Origin of the sequence: Terriglobus albidus (assembly GCF_008000815.1) — a bacterium.
In the GTDB taxonomy this organism is placed as follows: domain Bacteria; phylum Acidobacteriota; class Terriglobia; order Terriglobales; family Acidobacteriaceae; genus Terriglobus; species Terriglobus albidus_A.
On record NZ_CP042806.1, the window covers coordinates 2,577,871 to 2,597,057 of the forward strand.

The window sequence follows — 19,187 nt, forward strand, 5'->3', positions numbered from 1 at the left end:
TGCTCTATTGGCCGCACCGCTCGAACCGTACTGAGAGATTGAGCGCGGCATGATCCTGATTGCAGACAAGCGAGACTCTGCCATTCGCACGCCCATCCTGCAGGGAAATGTTGTCCGTTTTGTAGACGGAACAGGTGTTTTCGGGGAAGTCGACGGTCTTGCGATCGTATTCGAGATGAACCTTCCTGGTGCTGGGTGCAAGGGACATCGTGACGACAGCTTTTCCATCGGCCAGAAACGATAGCTCCTGGGAGCTGGCATTATAGCGGCACGAATCTACGTGGCGGTCCCAGGTCTGCGAGGACGGCTTGTTGGGGTCCTGCACGTTGACGCCGCCGACTGCGGCATTTGGGCCCTTTAGATTCGTGCTGCCCATCGCCATTTCGGCTGCGTTACAGCTCGTCATGATCGTAAGAGCCGCGAATGCTGCCGTTGCTGCAACATGCATGATCACTATCGGCCCTCCGTCGATGCATTCAGGAACTGATTGATGGCTCGCACGGCTTCTTCTTGCCCGCTGCGATCGCTCCAGATTGGATAGGCGAGATCGCTGCCCCTTCTCGCTACCAGGCGGATACGGCCTGAGTTCGGCTTGCTGTCGAGTACAGCCTCTTCCAGATCTTTGAGTTCGGCAGTGTTGGTTCGTGCCGGCAGGAAGAGAGACATACGCCACTGCATCGCAACCGTACCTGCCGTTCGGTTGAGTGCGATAGAGCCGGAGGTATATGACGCCGCCCAGAAGAGTGCGAGAGCCAATACTGTAATGCCCAGCCCGAACGCGCGATAGCGAAAGACCAGCGTTGCAACCTCAGCCGGCGCCTTCTCGGCCGAGAAGACCCGCGCCATCGAGCGGCCAGTGAAGTAGAACATTGCGGCAAGCAGGATGCCGATTACGATTGCCAGCCATCCCGAAAGCAGGGATTGGCCTGGAGCCGCGATCACCAGCCGCGTGCCGCTACGTTCTACGATCTGAAACGCCGATTGGCCTATCACCCGATTCTCCTTACGCCCACGGGCTGTCGATATGCACCGCGATGCAGATACCAACCCTGACAGGCATGATAAGGGTGCGAGCCACTCCCACCTGAGCATTCAGGCCGGCGATCTTATTGTCGATACCGTGCAGACGTTCTTCGAGCTCCTTTTCGCCGACATCGACAATCACTGCTTCATTGACAAAGACGCCTGCCCCCACTGAGGCAACCCAGGCCTCGGCCTTCCCAACCCAGCTTTCGCCCTTGGTGACGGTGGCATCCAGCGCAAGCCCTTTCGCTTCGATGGACGATGCCTTGATCGCCAGGTCGATCGTCTTGAATTCACCTTCAACATTAAGGATGTCGAAGGTGTGCGTCGGGTTGATCTGGTGGTCCTGTTCGTGGTGCTGGTCCGTATGCTCGCCGAAGTACTCGAAGCGGCTTTCCGCGTGGTAGTACTCCTTGACGTCTTCAATGCGATTGTCCGTTGTCTTCCCATTGACCTTGAAGTTCAGGTCCTCATGAACCGTCCACTCCTCGTTCTCCATGACGTCGGTCTTGAGATCCTTATCGATCTTCTCTGTCTGCTTGCCGTCGATCTGCTGCCACCGGTCGCCATGGATCAGCTTGGCGTCGGTTGCATCTGTTCCGCTCAGACCGGTAGCGGAGGTCATCGCCTTTGGATTCAGCTTGCCGAAATCCGGAGCGGCGCTGTCAGATCCGCCTTTGTTGGAACGGGTCGAAGTTGGAATATTTCCCTGAAAGACTCCCATCTGCTATCTCCTTTCGTTCCTGTTGATCAACCAATCTCACGCGAGAAGAACTGACTGCGTACATGGACACGGCCATTGGGCGCGGTCAGAATAATGTCACCGTCGGAATGGATGTGTACCAGCGTCCTGCCAGTGCTGTCGTGTTTCTCGGTCATGGTCAGCGCAGAGGAGTTGGGCGTTGCCAGGACAACGGTCTCCTTGCTTGGAGTATCGATCATCTGCACCCGGTTTCCGGCTTTTGTGACAATGCGCTTCACGTTGTTGTCTGGAATATCCGAGGTTGCTCCGAAGAAGCCCAGGCGAGGAGCCTGCTGTACGCCGTTCCAGACCGAGCCGAGGATCACTGGACGTTCCGGATCACCGTCTTCAAAGACAACGGCAACCTCGTCACCGACCTCGGGCATGAACATGAAGCCGCGGTCGGGGCCGGCATGCGGTGAGACCATGCGCGCCCAATGCGTGGAGCCATCCTGCTGCCAGAAAAACTGCACTTTGAGGCGGCCCATCTTCTTGGGGTCGTTGTGATCGACCACGCGCGCCGGCACCACACCGTACCAGGAACGGAGCGCCGGCTGCTGAGGACTCCGGTACTTCTTCCAGGGAGTGCAGACAAAGGAGTTGCTGTATCCCTGTGGTTCCCAGCGATGGATGACTTTTACGAGACCATAGGCGCCCTTGGCATCGATATTGCCTTCAACTTCGATGGTGTCTCCAGCTTTCAACTGTTGATTGCGAGAGTGGCCGGTCGCGGTAACGCTGCCGCCGATGGAGCGCTGGCTCTCCTTGCGGAGATAGTCCTGATAGCCGTCAAGCGTCATGACGCGCGCACGCTGTGATGCGAATGCCGAGGGAAGCGACTGTGAGCGCGACTGGACCGCACTGGTCAATTTCCCTGAGGAAGGGTAGAACTCGGCCGAGTCACTTACCTTTTGAAAGGTGTTGGACTGCATGGCATGGTGATCGTAGTGGGAGCCACTGACCGAAGCCGGTACAAGCGATCCCTTCACACGAAAGTCAATAAGACCATCTTCTCCACGCCACAATACTTTGCCACCCGGCTGGAACGAATCGAAGACCTCGAGTCCTTTTTCAGAGGGGCGCAACCAGCATCCATAGTCGTCAACAATGCGGTTCAGAAACGAGAAGTCTGACTCGCCATACTGCACGTAGTTCAGCGCCTTACCCGAGCCTCCGTTCACGGAGACGGAAAGGCCCTCCCGGCCGGAGACGGTATTGGCTACGGAAGAGAGCGTCTGGTCGGAGTAGTACTCCTTACGGGCGGTCAGGTCGAGTTTGTAGCTCTCGCTGACGGCGGTCAGCTGTGCGGTATAGCTTCCCCAGACCTCGTAGTTCAATTCGACATCCAGCACAAAGCCGGAGAAGTTGACGTGCTCTACTCCGTCCTGGTCGGTCGTTTTGATTTGGACTGTCTGCCCGAGGAAGTCTTCGACTGGGATTCGTTTGTCTTCCGTCTGCCGGCAGACAACGGTGCACCACCAGTGCTGGTTAAGCCCTTGCGTGATTTCGACAGATGCAAGCAATGCATCCTGCAGCAGGTTGTCGCCAATTTGAATGTGAGGTAATGCCATGATGTGCCCTCAGACTCCGGTGGGATCGTGTCGCAGAGAAGAACCCTGACGCCGAACGGTCTTAATTGCCCAACTGGAGATCGTGGTAGTTCTGTTGGTCGAGCGCGGGTTGAATACTGACGGATAGAACGTGGTTACTGCCACCTCCGCTTGATACGTTCCAGGAGCTGATCCAGCCCTTGAAGGAGAGTGTGCAGATGGCGTCCTGCCGATGTTCGTCTTTCCAGAATTCGATCTTTACGTCTTTGATCTTGTCTTTTGTCGGGACATTGGCAAGATCGAAGTATTTCTTCACGGTGGCGAATGGAACGTTGACGGTGTCGTGCATGTCGGCGGAAAAGTCCATCGCGCAGCTCAGAGAGCCCATCGATGGCATCCCGTTTGTATCAACAACCGTGGCCAGGCCGATCTGTGTCGAGAAGGCGTTGAGTTTAACGCCGTCGACGGTGATGGTCGTATTCGATGGATTTGCCATTCTTATCTCCTCACGGGGTTGAATCGTATGTTGACGGTCTTCGTCCGGACGACCATTTGCCGCTACTTGCGCTCCCCAGGATTCTTTGCCAGGAGCTTGCGAATATTAGGAATCGTGTACGGCAGTTGTTGCGTCGTAATCCATTGCGACCGCTCTGCGTCGAGTTCGTATATGCCGGAAGCAGCGTTCCACTTCAGAAGCACAGGTTCAGGGAAAGACTCATGTCCTGTCGTTGCCTGGTAGATCAATACCAGCGCCGGATACTTGGATTTACTCTCTGCGGTGCCGATGGCGGAGAGAGAGACACAGCTCTCAGCTTCGGTCCAGTCGGTCCCGAAGGTGATGAGCAGGTGCGTTTCGCCTGTGCCTGTCACCGTAGCGAGACCGCATTGATGAAAGGGCGGCCCGGCAGTATCTCCATTCTTTGAAAAACGTACAGGTACGAGTGTCAGTGCCGGAATTACAGACAGAGACATGATCTGTTTGCGATCAATCTCCAACTTAGCCGCTCCTGCCGGCAACGCGGGCGCCGTGACCTTGCCTCCAGCCGCGTTCGCATCCGCCGGCGTCGCCTTCCGCATGACGGTCTGTGCGTGGCAGGCAACGGTGCTGAGTGTTGCGAGTATGAGGAAGTGATGACTAAGGTGTCGCAGCGTCATAGGCCCCCTGCAGATTGGTGTCATAACGGTTGTCCTTATACGCTGGGCCGTTATAGACGCGGGCGAAGGTCGCCCAGTTGCGGTTTTGAATCGCCTGCGTCAGCGTGGCGCTGAACTTGATGAAGGCAACAAATGCCCGTAACTGCTGTTGGATTGACTGGCACATGGCGGTCACAAAAAGGTCCACAGTACCAAAGCCGGCCTGTGCATAGTTGTCGCCGAGGATCTGAAACGCGCCCCAGGACGCCGCCCGGAGTGCCGCTGTCGCATCGAGCTGATAGGCGCGCTGCAACTTGTCATACTGCGCGGCATATTTTCCATAACCGCCTCGGTTGGCATTCGAGATATCCGGAGCGAACCGGTCATGACGGCCGGCCGTGAAGCGATGGAAGAGATGACGTTCGAAGAGAATGGTGGGGCGGCCGAACTCATCATAGGCTCCACGGGGAGCTTCTACCGATGTAACCGCTTTGATCGCACGCACCTCACAGCACAAGTCATCCGCGGCGGCCTTGTAATCGTCATCCGCCAGCTTCGCATCACCCGTGCGGTAGGGAAGTCGGAGTCCTCCGGCTGCGCCGGCCATTAGCCGTTGCCCCATTGTCATGGCAAGCTGCTGGAAAGTCGCGCTGCGGGGTTCTACGATGCCATCTGCGAACGGCATATGTATGATCCGTCGCTGGAAGGTGGCGATCGCCGTATAGGTCTGACGATCGAAGCCACCATTTTGCGGAACAATGATTCCAGTACGTGCCGATTGCCGATCGAGCAGACGCTGCACCAGGCGCACATCCTGTTCTTCGTTCGGCTTTCCCGGTCCGACGGCTTTTTTGAGCTCCTCACGAAATGACATCAGTCAATCTCCACAATGACGCAGGTGGCATTGTCGTGCCCGCCAGCGTCGTTTGCTGCGCCTACCAGTTGTTGACACGCTTGTTCCGGCGAAGACGTTGTCAGTAGCAGTGCAAGCATTTCGGAGGTACGCAATGCCTTACTGACGCCGTCCGTAGCGAAAATGAAACAGTCGCCTAGCTCGACTCGAACCATGCTGACCGCTGGGATCACGATCTCTGACGCGCCCACGGCCTGAGTCAACATCGAATCCCATTGCTGCATGGCGTGTTTTGAGCTGTGGTTCAAACCCTCCCGCAGCTTTTCCGCCAGTTGAGAGTGATCTTCGGTCAAGCGATGGAGCGACTGCCGGCGAAGCAGATAAGCCCGGCTGTCACCGACATGCGCGATCCACATGCGTGTGCCATCGAAGTGGGCAGCCACGATGGTCGTGCACATGCCCTGGTAAACGGCGTCGTTGAGGGACGACTGATAGATGTAACGGTTGGCCCCCTGAATCGCACGGTGCAGTTCATTCCCCCCGTCGTTGGAATCCGCCAGCGTTTCGGGAAATGTACGTAGAACACAATCGACAGCCGACTGGCTGGCGACTTCGCCTGCCCGCGATCCGCCAACGCCGTCGCAGACGACGAAGAGTCCCCGGCCCAGATCGAAACCGAAGGCGTCTTCATTCGTCCGCCGCGTGCGTCCGACGTCACTGGCTCCTGCAGCGCTGATACGTATCTCCATTTACATCTCACTCTTGGCGCGACGCTTTGTTGTAAGGCGCAGTTCGACAGAATTTGCCAGGGTTACCTTGCTGCCTCGACGCAACAGCGCCGGATTTCCGGGCTGTACGGGTTCTCCGTTGATGAGGGTTCCATTCGAGCTGCGCAGATCGGTGAGATAAAGCTGTCCGTTCTTGCGGGCAATCTCGCAGTGAAAGCGGGAGATTGCATGCTCGACATCCTGAATAACGATGTCATTCTTCTGGCTTCCATGTTGCGGTACAGCGCCAATTCGGATGAGGTCGCGGTCGAGCGGATAGCTCTTGCCGGACTCGAGGCCGCGAGTGACCTCAAGTACGGCATAACGATGCTGACGGCGGCGGCGGATCCACATTGCCACCATACCTGCAAGGGCTACGATACCAACCCCGCCTCCAAGCCAGAAGAGACGGGACCGAAGCGACTGTGCCGCACTGATGCGCGAGCGAAGATCACGCACCATTGGGTTCGAAGGTGACAGCCTCTCTGCAACACTCAGCGCCGTAGAAGCCTGTGCAAAATTGCCATTCAGGAACGAGCTTTGCGCCTGTAGCAAGGAGGCGCTGCTCTGTTGTTCGGCATTCTGTGCATCCTGCTGCTGGTGTTGTTCCTGCACCTGCTGTTGTTGCTGTTGGGTCTGTGTCGTTTGCAGTTTGGTCTGCGCTTCCTTGTATCCCTGCACTGCCGCCGCATTGGAAGGGTCGATCTGTACGACCTGCGAGTAATACGACATCTGCTGCTGCGGATCGTTCGTGGAAAGCGCCTGGTTCATCAGGCCTGCAACCTTGGACTTATTCTTCTCGTCGTCGGCTTCTTTCTTCGCGCTCGCCTGTTGTTGCGCCAGAATCATGGTTTCGGCTGCGGAGGGCGGCGCGGCTGCCGCTTGTGTGACAGCAGGAGGGGTTGGTGGCGGCGGCGGAGGAGCCGATTTGGCCGCCATGCCGAAGGTCTTCGGCAGTGTGACAGCACTGACCTTCTGCAGATCGAGCCGGTCCAACGCGTTCGGTAAGACAACCGTCATCGATCCGGCGGAGAGCTTTGCGCCCTGTGCTGCGTTTGCACTCTCTGCCCGGGTATCCGTGAAGACTGAGGTCAGGTTGCCGCCAACCCAAACCGCAATCGTGCGTCCGGAAATGATGACGGTCTGGTCTACCGCCTTCGTCGTCGTTGTTGGAGGACGCTTTACAAGCGGGTCAATGGTGCCCGCAAACGGTCCCAGGCCGATCGAGTAGCCGCCGGAAAGCTGTCCGGGAGTATTCCGTAACAGGATGGATGAGAAACCTGTCCCCGGTTTGTTATTTCCTGTGACAGAGGCGCTGATCTGTACGATCGCATCTTCCATCATGGTTCCGTTCTCAAGTCCGCCGGGACCGCTCTCTCCGTGAATGCGGCCGCTATCTACCTTCCAGGCGGCATCATGCGATTTTGTGGTGCCTCCCGCCATTCCAAACGAGAAGGTCTTCTGCAGGGCGTGTCCCATACCTTCTTTTGCGTCCGCTGCACGTGAGACGCTCTTCCATCCATTCAGGTCGTTGCCATTGAAGAGCGAGCTCAGATTGAGTGGGGTGACCTTGATGTTACGGACCTGAAATTGCCCGTTGCCCTTGGCTTCGAAGCCGATGTATCCAGCGCGGCTTCCAAGATTCCCCGGACTCGCGGTGATAACGTCATCGATCCGGACACGAAGCTTACCGTGAGTGGCCTCGATCTGAACCCGATGCCATCCCGACGGAATAATGGAGATGGAAGAACGATCCAGATCTTCCACGCCTCCCACGCCGGCTGCGTTGTTGGTGTTGTCGAGATCGATCGTGAGACCGCCGTTGTTCTCGCTGGTCGTCCACAGACGAAGCTTTGCGCCGACAGGTGTGACGATGTTGTACTCAAACTGCAAGTTGATATCGGCGAAAGGAACTGCCGTCAGTGCATGCCGATCGCCGGTCCCGGTTCCCGACAGCGTGCCGCCGTTCGTCGTCCATGTTCCTTGCGTGTTCCAGCCTTGGAGCGAAGTTCCATTGAAAAGGCTTAGCGGTGTCTGACCAACTGCAGAACCCGCCGTGCTCAAACCAAGTAGACCAACTGCCAGCAACGTCACGATCTTCACTGCGATACCTCCTCGGGCTGCTCTGATTGCGCAGCCTCGAGACTTTCTTCGTTCTGCGCATCCGGATGCTCAACCGAGAAGAGAAGCTCTGTCTTCTGGTCCGCGTCTACGGAGAGATCCAGATGAATCCGCGAGCCTGGACTCACATCTTCCGTAAGCAGGATCCCCGCAAGCGGCGACAACACCTCGCGCTGCATCACGCGGCCGGCCGGACGAGCTCCGTACTCTGGGTCATAGGAGAGACCTGCGAGAAATTCGATAGCGCTGTCTGTTGCTTCCAGGTGCAGTTCCCGATCATCCTGCAGCTTTTTGTCCAGCTTCCGGAGGTGTGTCTCGACAATGCGTCGCAGTTCCTCCATGCCCAGTGGATGGAAGGGAATGACCTGCCCGATCCGGTTATAGAGCTCGGGACGCAGGTTGGCTTTGACCGTCTCGAGGATGATCTTCTCGCGCAGTTGATTGTCCTCGCCGGCGACCATGGACTCTCGCACCCCCAGGTTCGAGGTGAAGAGCACAACCGTATTGGTAAAGTCGCAGAAGCGTCCCTTGGCATCGGTCAGTCTGCCTTCATCAAGCACGCCAAGCAACAGATCGAGAATCGCGGGATGTCCTTTCTCCACCTCGTCGAAGAGGACGATGGAGTAAGGAGCGCGGCGTACCTGCTCTGTCAGGAAGCCACCTTCGTCCGAGCCGACCAGGCCAGGCCGTGACCCAATCAGCCCGGCGGCCGATGAGGCGTCCTTATACTCGCCCATATCGATGCGGATCAACGCGCTCTCATCGTCGAAGAGTGACTCCGCCAGTGCCTTGGCCAGTTCTGTCTTGCCGACACCTGTCGGGCCTACAAAGAGGAACGATGCAGGCGAGCGTTTGAGCTGCAGGTCGGTACGCATGCGCCGTGCCGCTTCAGAGACAGCATGAATCGCTTCCGATTGACCATAAACGCGCTCTGCCAGGCGATCTTCCAGGTGTACGAGCCGTTCCCGCTCGCTCTCCAGCATGCGGGAGGCCGGTACTCCTGAACGCTCAGCAACAACTTCAGCGATATGTTCCGGAAGAACTTTGTCGGCAATCAATGTGTTTTCGCTGGCGCTTTCACGCGAGAGCTGTAGCTTCTGTTCCAGATCATCCCGCTGTTCTTCCAGGTGCTTGAGTGTGCCATAGCGAATCTCAGCGGCTCTGGTGACATCGCCTACACCTTCCGCGGAGGCAAGCAGGCGGCGCTGTTCCTCGATTGCCTGTGCCGTCCGCCCCAGTTCAATGCGCGCTGAGCGCTGCTTCTCCCATGCATCGGCATCGGCGGCGATCTTCGGTTCCAGCGCGGCGATCTCGGATTCGAGCTCTGTTATCTGCCGGCTTTGTGCGGCCGAAGGGCGGGGAAGCGACCGCAGCGTCTCCAGTTCGGCTCGTTTGCGGGTCAGCAGGCGCTCCTGCTGATCGAGCGCAGTCGGCCGCGATTCCAATTGCATCCGCAACCGCGCCGTGGCTGCATCGATCACATCGATTGCCTTGTCCGGCAGGAAGCGGTCACGCATGTAGCGGCGTGAAAGTTTAATTGCGGCATGAAGCGCCTCGTCGGTAAGGTCAACCCCATGGAAGATGGCATAGCGCTCACGGATACCGCGCAGGATATAGACCATGGACTCATCGGTCGGCTCACCGACCTGCACCCGCTCAAACCGCCGTGCCAGGGCACCGTCCTTTTCGATCCGTTCTCGGTACTCGTCGAAGGTGGTGGCTCCCACACAGCGCAGCTCTCCGCGGGCGAGCGCGGGCTTCAGAATATTGGCTGCGTCCATGCCGCCCTCGGTTCCACCGGCTCCGACAAGCTGATGGATCTCATCGAGGAAGAGGATGATCTCGCCCTTGCGCAGGCGAACCTCATCGACGACGGCTTTAATCCGCTCCTCAAATTCACCACGGTACTTCGCTCCGGCGACAAGTCCCATCAGGTCGAGGGCGACGACGCGGCAGCGCTTCATGCTTTCGGGCACATCCTGGGAGGCAATGCGGATAGCAAGCGCTTCGACAATAGCAGTCTTGCCCGTTCCAGGATCGCCAACCAGGACCGGATTCGACTTCGTCTTACGCAACAGCGTCTGGATCAGTTGGCGCACCTCTTCGTCACGGCCGAAGACCGGCATAAGTTCACCGGCCGCCGCAGCGGCTGTGAGGTCGCGCCCAAACCGGTCAAGCATCTTCGTGCCGCTCTCAAGATCGCTCCTGGAGGGCTGCTGGTTCACGGTTGCCTGAGCACGTGAAGATGTCGAAGCGGGAGCCACGGTTCCGCGAATGTCTTCGAGCGTAATGCCGGCTTTACGAAAGTCGCTCCGCAGGTCGTTGTGTCCTGTTGCTAGAGCTGCTTCGAGGACATCGATTGGCTCTGCCGAAGGACGTCGATGACTATCGGCGATCTTGAAGGATTCCGCCAGCAACGTACGCAATGTCTGCGACGCAAGCGGCCTGCGACCGGATTCAAGTGTCTGCTGCGAGAGCTGGTCGGCGCGGCGCGACAGGGCATCGAGCAGAAGCGTGAGGTTGATCTGCTTTTGCAGCAGAACCTGCTTCAGGCTGCCATCTTCTGTATCGATCAGACGAAGCAGCAGGTGCTCGGGTTGAATCAGTGCTTGCCGTCTATCTTCGGCCAATAACCGGGCGCCGGCGAGACCTGACTCCATCTCATCGGACAGCTTGCTTAGATCGAGTGCCATCTTCCCTCCGTTTCCCGTTTATTCCAAACGCCGGCGACGCGGACGTTCATTCACTTCCGATGAGTTGGGCATGCTGTCTCGCGGCATCCACGGCGGCTGGACGTCGATCGCGTCATCGGCGAGCGGCTGGATGGGCGTTACAGATTTGCGATGATTGGCCGGAATCGGCGCCGCGCGACGGTAACTCTCTACCGGAGCCGCAGTGGCTGCCACCATTGCAGGTTCTCTGGGGAGATCTGTACGGTCGATGCCACGAGCTTCCGGTGATTCGCGATTGCCGGCGTAGAAGCGATGACGTGTGAACAGCAGCGCCGTATGCACGGTGTGATACGAGGGAACCGTCACACGCAGATCGGTGATGGTGGGCACATCCGGCGCCTCGAAATCGATCTCGATGTTGAACTGTTCATCCAGCTTGGCTTCGCCTGAGAGGATCAGGCTTTCACGGCGGAAGCCGGAGCCCTCGTTGATGCGGATCTCGGCTCCGATCGTAATTCCTCGCAGCCACGGCTTATTGCGGTCACCGACCAGGATCAGGCGATAGCGGTCGCGGCCCTCGAGCCGCAGGTTCGAGAAGAAGATGGTCATCTCGTCCGCGATGCCCTGAACACGAGCCGGCCGAGCTGCAAGACGATAGAGAACCTTTCCGCCGCGATCGAAGATGAAGTTCGCACTCTCGATCGCCGTGCTCTTCCTGAAGTCGATGTACTTGCCTTCGAGCGCGAGCTCCAGCTTTTCAAGGTTCAGCAGCGATTGCAGTGATTTCTTGATCTCGATGGCGAGATTCGCATCGAGCTTGATGGTGCGGCCCTGCTGCAGCATGTGTTTCTGCAGCTCGAGCAGGCCAAGGAACTCGCTCTCTCCGGTCTCGCGCAGCGTGTCATAGTACTGCTGCATGCCAGTGGCGATGTCGAAGAAGATCGCTGCCGAGTGCAGCATGCGGCGCACGCGGCTGAAGAAACGGTCCGGCGGCTGGGTGCGGTCCAGAAGATCATAGGCCGTATTCTGCAGCTCAAGCACCATGCGTTCCGCAAACTGGATGGAGTCGCGGTCTACCTCTGTCTCAAGCCCGCGTTCGGTGAAGATCACCATAAACTCGCGCATAGCGCGATGGAGTTCCGCATACGCAGAGGCGAGACGGTTGATGCTCTCAACGATACGGCGCGCTCCACTCATCAACTCTGAGTGGGCGGCGAGAGTGATACAGGAAGGGATGAACTGCGGGTCGGCCTCAAACATCATGCCGGTCGCAGGCCGGCGGATGCGAGCGACGGCGACACTTTGTTGTAGCTCTGCTGCAGTGACATCGAGTGCGATACGGAAGCTCGGTACACGCTCCGTCCGCATCTGGGGATTGAACGAATCCGCCGCGCCATCTGTCTTGAGCCGTTCCGAAGGATTGCTGACCACGTATACGACGGCCTCCGCAACCCCGGCAAGTTCCTCTTTATTGAAACGCGTGCTGATGCTCCCAACCGCATCCAGATCAATCACAATGCCTGAAGGGCTGATTCCACGGACACGAGAAACGGAGATATCCAGGGCCTCGGCGGTTTCGTGCAGCGCGACTTCAGGATCGAAACGTGAGGTTCCGAGGTCGGTCTCGGGCAGACGAATACCGCCGCCGATCAGTCCGTAGCCTGGAGTGAGGTAGCGAACGCCCCAGGAGACAAGGGATTCGAGATAGCGCTCCTGGCGGAGAAAGTGCTCGGGCGTGAGCAGCATTCCGTGTTCCCAGTTAACAGAGCGAAGGGTCAACGTGCTATCGGTCTCAGGTCGAATGTCATGCATGGCTAGCTCCGGACCATGTCTCTTGTGCGGCGGAAGTATGTTCCGCGCGGACATGTGTTGGTAGATCGGGTGTGGCATCCAGTGCCATACCCATGTGAGTGTTGATACCGAGGCGGGCATTGTGTTGGGCAAAGCCCAGGCGAGGTGCTTGCCGAAGATCCTCAACCAGCCAGCGAACCTCAAAGATCGTTGAAACAGGAAGAATCAGATCAAGGACGCGCCGTAGAAGGGTGCGTCCTTCCGTGGTCTCCTCAAACCGCTCATAATCCACCAGCGTGGCCGGGCCGACTTCAACCTGCAGCACCGCCAGGTCCTCGGCTCCATCGCCAAGAAGCAGATCCATACCGAGCCGCGAGGCGCGATAACCCAGTCGAGAAAGCACTTCTTTTGGGAGAATGCTCTGCGATGGACGATAGGAGAGGGAATTGACTCTCAGACCAAGCAATACCTCAAGCAGAAAACAGCATCCATTCTCGGAGCACGAGAGCTGCGGGATTTGCGCAACAACCGATGCAAGTGGATACCATGTCGTGCGCGGCCAGAGCTCGGCATCGATACCGAACAGCGATAGCCAGCGAGCACACGCATCTGGAGCATCCGGTCCAATCCGGAACAGGGGCGCGCCTTCATAGAACCAGTGCCTTAGTTTCTCGAGCGGGTCGTCAACAACCTGCAATATCTCCCGCGTGCCGGCCTCACGTTCTCCGCCGGAGTCCCACATGCCTGTCGGCAGCGCATGGACAAAGCCCGTGCCGGAGACATCCAGCTCGACCGGCGTGCCCGGTGTCAGTGGAGTTCCTGGCGCGGGAGCCTGGCGCACAATGGTCCCTGCCGGAGTTGCCTGCAGGCCGACACGGCGTAACGTAATCCGCTGCGGGCTTACTCCCCGCGCCTGCAATGAGAGCAGCGCAGAGTCCAGGGAGTGCCGGTGAGCATGATTGCCGGTAACAAAGTTTGGCATCAACCGGACTGGCGATGTGTGTGCTAGTTCTTCCATACGAACTGCACCTCCAGTTCCAGCCCCTGTACCAGCCGTGATCGAAGCGATGTCTCTACCTGCGACCGCAGCATCGGTAACTCGATCTCCGGCTTATCAAATGCTTGGGTGTCCAACGTGAGCAGCAGTCGCTCCACCCTGCGCAACCCGCCTTCGCGACGCTCCAAACCGGAGCTGATGGAGGCCGCCACGATTCTGCGGTCGAGAGCAAGGGCAGAGGTTTCGAGGTCAGTGCGTGTCACGATGCGGCCGCGAGTCAGCAAAGCATCGGCAAACCGGCGCTCCGCACTGGCAAGACTCTCTACGTTGGCTCCGCCGGCAGCCGCAGTGAATGGTGCGAGCCGGATGCCGGTCATGGCTGCGGCATGCGCAAACCCGGTAATGTCTCCCGGGCCAACCTGGTTTCCGAGTTCGCCATTGGTGAGCCAAAGACGAACGTTCGCGCGATCATGGGATGATCCGTCCGGATTGGTGCCCGGATACAGCGTCAGCTTGCCATTGTGCAGGGCAAAGCGGCCAGCATGCGACTTCGTGCGCGGGTATAGAACCGATTCATAGGGCTCGTTCTCCACGCTCATGATGGAGAGCGGTGCAACCAGATACTCCGGTGTATCGCTTTGGCGTGTGACTGGGATAGAGGTGCCATCCTTGTCAAAGTCCACCGTCTGGTTGCGCGCATAGACGTTGGATGCGGTCATGCTATGCAGCAGGATGCCATTGACCGCATGATGCAACGTCGGTGTCCCTTTGGGCATGGAGATCTTGATCCACAGCCTGGGCTCATCGAGCAGCCGCGAGGCATCTCGATTCAGCAGCCGAGAGAGCGCAGGCTCCAGTAACCGCGGGCAGCGGCACAGGAATCGATCTCCGGCATACATCGGAGGGAAGACAAACTGGCGCCCGCTGTAAAAGCCATCCGGAATGCTTGGAAGTGCGGCGTCAAGATGCGAAACCTCCTCGCCCTGGTGAAGTTGGAATGCGAGTTGATAGACTCCGCCATTCGTACGCTTCGGACGCAGCAAGCCCCCGCTTGAAAGATCGCCGTTCTCATCGAAGATCCACCATGACTCATTGCAGAGAGCATGTTGCACCGGATAGCTGCCGGGGCCGAGGTCGAAAAAGATGCCGTGCCGGTTGAGCAGGGATGGCGAAAGATTTTCTATGGCAAGGAAGAGTGCTGGATATGGCCCAAGGCCGATGGGCGTGGGCTCCATCGAGGGCCGCATTGCCTGAACGGCTTCGCTCATCTCGACGCCCGTCAACAGGCGGAGGCTCTGGTCCTGATAACTCAGAGCGAAGGCTATACGCGCTTGCGAGATTTCGACGGTAGCATCCAGACCGAACGTAAGTCGCTCGCCTGAGGCAGCTACCGCATTCAGCTCGGTTCCGTTACGAAGAATGCGCGGCTCCGGCTGATGGCTGACAAACCGGACAGCAGCCTGCGCAGGCCGGGCCAGATATTGCTGAACATTGAGCCCATCCATCAGCTCATGAAGCAGTGCACCACGCAGTTGATCGGTATCGCCGTAAATCTGATCGACCTGTTGCGCAACGGTACGGAACAGGACCGCCAACAGCGGATCGATCGTATCCGTGCTGACGCCGAAGTCCTTAACGCGGCGCCGGAAGTCATCGCGAAGTTTACGGTCAATCTCGAGAACGCTTGGTGTCTGTGGGCTCACAACTGCTACCTCTTCTAGACGCAGATATCTTCTATCGCTCGGGGACTACGCTGGTGGTAATGCGCTCCTGCGAGGAAATGTCTTCCAACGTAATTGCATAGGTGTCGACGTCCCGCCCGGCGCTCAGCTCGCGAACGACTTCGGTCACGGCATAGCCCGTGATCTGAAGTTCGGTGAGCGACTGATTAATGCGTTCCATGGCGAGCTGCGCCGCGTCCGCGCGTAGCCGCGCATCTTCAAACAGATCGCGAAGGCCAAAGTTGGGACATGCCTTCCAGGATCCTTGCGGTGTTCTCGCCATCATCTGGAGCAACGAGATCAATGCCGCGGAGCGTTCACTCCGTCTTAATAGGCCGTTCTCCTGCAGACGCATGGGAAATGAAAGGGACGACATAACGATCACCAGAGCGGGGGCGTGGGGCATCTGGACCGCGGCCGGGGGGAGGACCGCGGTCCAGGGTCGGGGGAGTTAGTTAGTTCGAGAGCATGATGTCGCGGAAGTTCTGCTGGTTCATCTGGGCTTCCAGATCCAGAACCAGGATGTGATTCACACCGGCATGATCCTCATCCTTAAGCTGGGTCTCGCTCTGATATGGGTTCAGCGTGTGGAAGCCGCTGATCCAGCCGTTGAAGTTGTAGGAGGCCAGGGCATCCTGGTGCGAGTCGTCCTTCCAGAACTCAAGCTTGATCGGCTTCACCTTGTCGCGGGTGACGACGTTCGACAGGTTGAAGAGATTGCTCATGGTCGAGAAAGGGATGTTGGTGTCGTCGTGGAAGTCGACGTACACGCGAATGTCCGTGTTCAGAGAGCCCATCTGGGGCATGCCGGCGCGGTCTTTATCCGTCGAAAATGCCACCTGGATCGAGAGGCAATCGAACTTCTGTCCGTCAATGGTGCAGGTGCTGCGATATGGAGCTGCCATTTGGGGGAATCCTTTCGGCTGTGCGCGAATTGCGCGAGATCATTTTTTGCGAGCAGAGCGTGGACGTTCGTGCCGAAGTCCTTAGTTGCTCAGGCGGATGTCCTGGAAGTTCTGCTGATTTAATGCCGGCTCGATATCGAGTACGAGCATGTGATTCAACGTGGGCGAGGTGCCTTCGGCAAGAACGTCTTCCGTGCTGCCGGCCTGTGTACGGGTCAGGAAGTCAAGAGGGTTTGAGGTCTCGAAGCGGCGGATCCAGCCGTTGAAGCTATAGGAAATCAGCGCATCCTGCTGCGAGTCGTCTTTCCAGAATTCGATCTTTACCGGCTTGATCTTGTCGCGGGTAACGACATTGGCCAGATCGAACAGGTGCTTAACCGTCGAGAAGGGGAGGTTTTGGTCATCGTGAAGATCAGCCCATACACGGATCTTGGTCGAAAGCGAACCCATCTGGGCAACGCCTGCGCGATCCTTGGCGGTGTTGAACTTCACGCTGGTTGTGACGGCCTGAAACTTCTGGCCATCGATAGTAACTGTCGTACGATATGGATTTGCCATGAGCTCTCCTTAGTGTGATTGGCGAGATTGTCCTTTCGTACTAGACCGAATCGCCGGGTCGTATAAGTTTTTGAAGCAGGGATTGCACCCGGTTTGCCACATACTGCAAAGCCCCCGGGGCTGAAGAACCCTCGGCATCGGTCGTGCGGAGTGCCTGCAGATTCTCGTCGTGCGCCAGGGCTTGGGCTTGCTTCCCCTCCGCGCGATCTTGTTGATATGAGGCAGCGTGCTCCTCGCCCGCATTCTGAATAGCTTGTGTTACAGGAGAATGAGGTTGCACACCACGTGATGTTCCTCGCATCGAAAGCGTGACACCATTCGCATGAGGATCCATGCCGGCTGCTTTGCGCTGCTCGGCATCACGTGCTGCGGAACCTGCGGCAATACGGAAGTTGGGGCGCTCTTCAAGTGCGGAATCGTTCTCCGCACCCTCAGCAGCGCTACCCGGACGCAGACCATGTATGGTGAATCTCAACTGGGCCATGTTCGACGCTCTGTATGATTTGAATTACGCTTTTGCAGGTTCCGGACGGCTGAACTCAGGGACGTCGATCTTCAGAACGAACGTCTCGGCCGGACCGGTTGGCATCACATTCAGCGTGATGTCACAGATACCCTGCATGCGCTTGTTTGAATCCTTATCGACAAACAGATCGTAGCCAAGGATCGTGCCCTGTTCTACCTGTTCGTCGAGAAGCCTCTTGAGCGGGGTTTCGATCTGCTGATCCATGAAGTCGCGCGTCAGCACCTGCCCGGCAACCTGCAGCAGATAGTGACGGCAGCAGCGCTCCAGATAACGGAGGATGCGATACGAGGTGAAGAACTTCAGCACGCCGTAGGGATCGTCAGCCTGCGTGCGGCAGCCGTAAAAGCAGAGGTGGTTATCCGCATCGCGGATTACCGGGATAAGCTGACGTTCCATGGAGAGATGCTCCATCTCACCGATCAACGGCTCGATGCGGGCTTTCATGGCCCCATTGACTCGTCCGAACCGTGAACCGACGGGACCCTGCGCCAGACCCTGGGCATCATCGGCACGTGCAACCGCTCCTGCGAACACCATGGATGGTGGACCATACAGCCCGTCCTGCGCATCGGCATCCTTCTCGAACCAGTGAGCCTCACGCAACTGGAGATAGCCCATCAGGCATACGTCGGCCGCGGCCTGGTCTTCCGGACGCTTCAGGAACTCATACTTGCCGCCGGGAAGGAAGTTACGCTCAACATTTTTGAAGGACTTCTCGTCGTCCAGGTCGCCAATCAGCAACATGCCCCAGGCGTTGGCCAGTGTTTCCAGCTTCTCGCGAATGGGCTGAGGATAGTAGCCCGGAACCACCAGGTTGCAGATGTCATCACGGAAGTTGAAGTTATCGTTCCGCTGCACGACAAAGTGCTCCATGGCGGCGATGTTCATCGAAAAGATGTCTTTCATCGCCTTGGGGTCGGCATTCAGAATATAAAGCTCAACCGGTTTGCGAACCTTGCCATCGCCGACCTTCGCATTCTCGAAGAAGAGCTGCAGTTGACGGTATGAGAGTTCAAGCGGTCGGATCTGTTCAAAGACCTGGCGCAACAGTTCGTCACGCACGCTCTCGGCACTGTCAATCTGACCCTGGAGCTTCTTGACTGTCTCGTCGTAGGTGTCGTCGGCGCTGATGAGCTGTTCGAAGTTCGTCAGCTGCGACAGAAATTCCTTGGCCGACTGTGCGGAGAAGATACTCGCGATCTCCCGCTTTTCATTGGTAAGGCCGGGATGCAGGTCCGCGAAGATATCCTGCAACAGCTCGCGCGCCGGGCTGTCGGCAATGATTTGTTCTGTTGTGAGAGTAGGTGTCTGTGTCTCTGCCATGGCTACTTCTCTCCTTCCGCAACGCGCTCGAGTTCACTGCGCAACTTGCCAAGTGCTTCCACGATCTCTTTACGCTGCTCCGCATTGCCCCAGGCTCTGCGTACCGTCGGCAGCTTCCAGCGATCCTTCAAGCGATAGAGCAGGTCGATGTTTGCTTTCAGATCTGCGAGGTCGTTACGCAGGTAGCTCACATTGCCATCTGCATCGCGAACTTCATGGCGCTTCTGCAGGTTTTCAGGCTCGAAATCTTTGATCGAGCGAAACTGAAGGTCCGCGCGAAATTCGGTTTCGCCATCGCCGGTGTAGCCGCGGAAGTTGAGCTTCGGTTCGAACTTGCGGAAGGCATCCTGCAGGTCTTCGACCTTGGCGAGCGCTTCGTTTTCCGAAGCGGCCTCGCCACCGACTCGATTGATCGTCATGGGCAGCATGGCTGCGGCTGTGGAGGTGGGGACCTTACGAACTGCTGGGGTAACACCCTTGCGAACAACTTTTACCAAAGGCATA

General features: G+C 57.9%; 19 protein-coding genes. All 19 read right to left on the reverse strand.

The genetic code is table 11. The features are described 5' to 3' along the window. Window positions 1-4 precede the first annotated feature (4 nt). The 19 genes from FTW19_RS10250 to FTW19_RS10340 all read right to left on the reverse strand — a co-directional run bounded on the left by FTW19_RS10250 (window position 5) and on the right by FTW19_RS10340 (window position 19,186). Window positions 5-448: a hypothetical protein gene (locus FTW19_RS10250; RefSeq protein ID WP_147647535.1), complete on the reverse strand. Its 444-nt coding sequence runs from the start codon at window positions 446-448 to the stop codon at window positions 5-7. Window positions 449-453: 5 nt separating this feature from the next. After that, window positions 454-993, reverse strand: coding sequence for a hypothetical protein (locus tag FTW19_RS10255; protein WP_147647536.1), 540 nt, complete (start codon window positions 991-993; stop codon window positions 454-456). Between the two features lie 10 nt (window positions 994-1,003). Beyond that, window positions 1,004-1,747 (reverse strand): hypothetical protein, encoded by a 744-nt coding sequence (locus FTW19_RS10260; RefSeq protein ID WP_147647537.1) that lies wholly within the window; start codon window positions 1,745-1,747, stop codon window positions 1,004-1,006. Window positions 1,748-1,773: 26 nt separating this feature from the next. Beyond that, window positions 1,774-3,336 carry a type VI secretion system Vgr family protein gene (locus tag FTW19_RS10265; RefSeq protein ID WP_147647538.1) on the reverse strand — a complete coding sequence of 521 codons (1,563 nt, stop codon included), beginning with the start codon at window positions 3,334-3,336 and terminating at the stop codon, window positions 1,774-1,776. A gap of 61 nt (window positions 3,337-3,397) precedes the next feature. Then, window positions 3,398-3,811, reverse strand: a complete 414-nt coding sequence (locus FTW19_RS10270; protein WP_147647539.1) for a hypothetical protein — start codon at window positions 3,809-3,811, stop codon at window positions 3,398-3,400. 62 nt (window positions 3,812-3,873) lie between these two features. Further along, window positions 3,874-4,470 (reverse strand): hypothetical protein, encoded by a 597-nt coding sequence (locus FTW19_RS10275; RefSeq protein WP_147647540.1) that lies wholly within the window; start codon window positions 4,468-4,470, stop codon window positions 3,874-3,876. Continuing rightward, the gene (locus tag FTW19_RS10280; protein ID WP_222705563.1) at window positions 4,451-5,323 is read right to left on the reverse strand and encodes an N-acetylmuramidase family protein; all 873 of its coding nucleotides are present in this window, start codon (window positions 5,321-5,323) and stop codon (window positions 4,451-4,453) included. The genes FTW19_RS10275 and FTW19_RS10280 overlap by 20 nt, the downstream gene beginning before the upstream one ends. Then, a complete protein-coding gene (locus FTW19_RS10285; RefSeq protein ID WP_147647541.1) occupies window positions 5,323-6,051 on the reverse strand; it encodes a PP2C family protein-serine/threonine phosphatase in 729 nt (242 codons plus the stop codon). The genes FTW19_RS10280 and FTW19_RS10285 overlap by 1 nt, the downstream gene beginning before the upstream one ends. Next, window positions 6,052-8,172: a family 16 glycoside hydrolase gene (locus FTW19_RS10290; protein WP_147647542.1), complete on the reverse strand. Its 2,121-nt coding sequence runs from the start codon at window positions 8,170-8,172 to the stop codon at window positions 6,052-6,054. It abuts the gene before it with no gap. Continuing rightward, complete coding sequence (locus tag FTW19_RS10295; protein WP_147647543.1) at window positions 8,169-10,883, reverse strand: ATP-dependent Clp protease ATP-binding subunit; 2,715 nt, start codon at window positions 10,881-10,883, stop codon at window positions 8,169-8,171. Before FTW19_RS10295 ends, FTW19_RS10290 begins: the two co-directional genes overlap by 4 nt. 18 nt (window positions 10,884-10,901) lie before the next feature. Then, a complete protein-coding gene (gene tssK / locus FTW19_RS10300) occupies window positions 10,902-12,674 on the reverse strand; it encodes a type VI secretion system baseplate subunit TssK (RefSeq protein ID WP_187143406.1) in 1,773 nt (590 codons plus the stop codon). Continuing rightward, entirely contained in the window at window positions 12,667-13,671 is a 1,005-nt protein-coding gene (locus tag FTW19_RS10305; protein ID WP_147647545.1) for a type VI secretion system baseplate subunit TssG, read from the reverse strand. The genes tssK and FTW19_RS10305 overlap by 8 nt, the downstream gene beginning before the upstream one ends. Next, window positions 13,659-15,353, reverse strand: coding sequence for a hypothetical protein (locus FTW19_RS10310; RefSeq protein WP_147647546.1), 1,695 nt, complete (start codon window positions 15,351-15,353; stop codon window positions 13,659-13,661). The genes FTW19_RS10305 and FTW19_RS10310 overlap by 13 nt, the downstream gene beginning before the upstream one ends. Window positions 15,354-15,384: 31 nt before the next feature. Continuing rightward, the gene (locus tag FTW19_RS10315) at window positions 15,385-15,747 is read right to left on the reverse strand and encodes a hypothetical protein (protein ID WP_147647547.1); all 363 of its coding nucleotides are present in this window, start codon (window positions 15,745-15,747) and stop codon (window positions 15,385-15,387) included. Window positions 15,748-15,826: 79 nt separating this feature from the next. Then, the gene (locus FTW19_RS10320) at window positions 15,827-16,276 is read right to left on the reverse strand and encodes a hypothetical protein (protein ID WP_147647548.1); all 450 of its coding nucleotides are present in this window, start codon (window positions 16,274-16,276) and stop codon (window positions 15,827-15,829) included. An 81-nt stretch (window positions 16,277-16,357) separates the two neighbouring features. Further along, on the reverse strand, window positions 16,358-16,834 hold the full coding sequence (locus FTW19_RS10325) for a hypothetical protein (protein WP_147647549.1): 477 nt from the start codon (window positions 16,832-16,834) through the stop codon (window positions 16,358-16,360). 40 nt (window positions 16,835-16,874) lie between these two features. Continuing rightward, window positions 16,875-17,318 carry a hypothetical protein gene (locus FTW19_RS10330; protein WP_147647550.1) on the reverse strand — a complete coding sequence of 148 codons (444 nt, stop codon included), beginning with the start codon at window positions 17,316-17,318 and terminating at the stop codon, window positions 16,875-16,877. 24 nt (window positions 17,319-17,342) lie between these two features. Next, on the reverse strand, window positions 17,343-18,683 hold the full coding sequence (locus tag FTW19_RS10335) for a hypothetical protein (RefSeq protein WP_147647551.1): 1,341 nt from the start codon (window positions 18,681-18,683) through the stop codon (window positions 17,343-17,345). Between the two features lie 2 nt (window positions 18,684-18,685). Next, on the reverse strand, window positions 18,686-19,186 hold the full coding sequence (locus tag FTW19_RS10340; protein WP_147647552.1) for a type VI secretion system contractile sheath small subunit: 501 nt from the start codon (window positions 19,184-19,186) through the stop codon (window positions 18,686-18,688). Between the last annotated feature and the right edge of the window lies 1 nt (window position 19,187).

Bases quoted from the DNA above. Each gene is read 5' to 3' on its own strand.
- FTW19_RS10330 (WP_147647550.1), bottom strand. From the start codon at position 17,318: ATGGCCCAGTTGAGATTCACCATACATGGTCTGCGTCCGGGTAGCGCT.
- FTW19_RS10335 (WP_147647551.1), bottom strand. From the start codon at position 18,683: ATGGCAGAGACACAGACACCTACTCTCACAACAGAACAAATCATTGCC.
- FTW19_RS10260 (WP_147647537.1), bottom strand. From the start codon at position 1,747: ATGGGAGTCTTTCAGGGAAATATTCCAACTTCGACCCGTTCCAACAAA.
- FTW19_RS10295 (WP_147647543.1), bottom strand. From the start codon at position 10,883: ATGGCACTCGATCTAAGCAAGCTGTCCGATGAGATGGAGTCAGGTCTC.
- FTW19_RS10265 (WP_147647538.1), bottom strand. From the start codon at position 3,336: ATGGCATTACCTCACATTCAAATTGGCGACAACCTGCTGCAGGATGCA.
- FTW19_RS10270 (WP_147647539.1), bottom strand. From the start codon at position 3,811: ATGGCAAATCCATCGAATACGACCATCACCGTCGACGGCGTTAAACTC.
- FTW19_RS10315 (WP_147647547.1), bottom strand. From the start codon at position 15,747: ATGTCGTCCCTTTCATTTCCCATGCGTCTGCAGGAGAACGGCCTATTA.
- FTW19_RS10340 (WP_147647552.1), bottom strand. From the start codon at position 19,186: ATGCCTTTGGTAAAAGTTGTTCGCAAGGGTGTTACCCCAGCAGTTCGT.
- FTW19_RS10305 (WP_147647545.1), bottom strand. From the start codon at position 13,671: ATGGAAGAACTAGCACACACATCGCCAGTCCGGTTGATGCCAAACTTT.
- FTW19_RS10285 (WP_147647541.1), bottom strand. From the start codon at position 6,051: ATGGAGATACGTATCAGCGCTGCAGGAGCCAGTGACGTCGGACGCACG.
- tssK (WP_187143406.1), bottom strand. From the start codon at position 12,674: ATGCATGACATTCGACCTGAGACCGATAGCACGTTGACCCTTCGCTCT.
- FTW19_RS10250 (WP_147647535.1), bottom strand. From the start codon at position 448: ATGCATGTTGCAGCAACGGCAGCATTCGCGGCTCTTACGATCATGACG.
- FTW19_RS10280 (WP_222705563.1), bottom strand. From the start codon at position 5,323: ATGTCATTTCGTGAGGAGCTCAAAAAAGCCGTCGGACCGGGAAAGCCG.
- FTW19_RS10320 (WP_147647548.1), bottom strand. From the start codon at position 16,276: ATGGCAGCTCCATATCGCAGCACCTGCACCATTGACGGACAGAAGTTC.
- FTW19_RS10325 (WP_147647549.1), bottom strand. From the start codon at position 16,834: ATGGCAAATCCATATCGTACGACAGTTACTATCGATGGCCAGAAGTTT.
- FTW19_RS10275 (WP_147647540.1), bottom strand. From the start codon at position 4,470: ATGACGCTGCGACACCTTAGTCATCACTTCCTCATACTCGCAACACTC.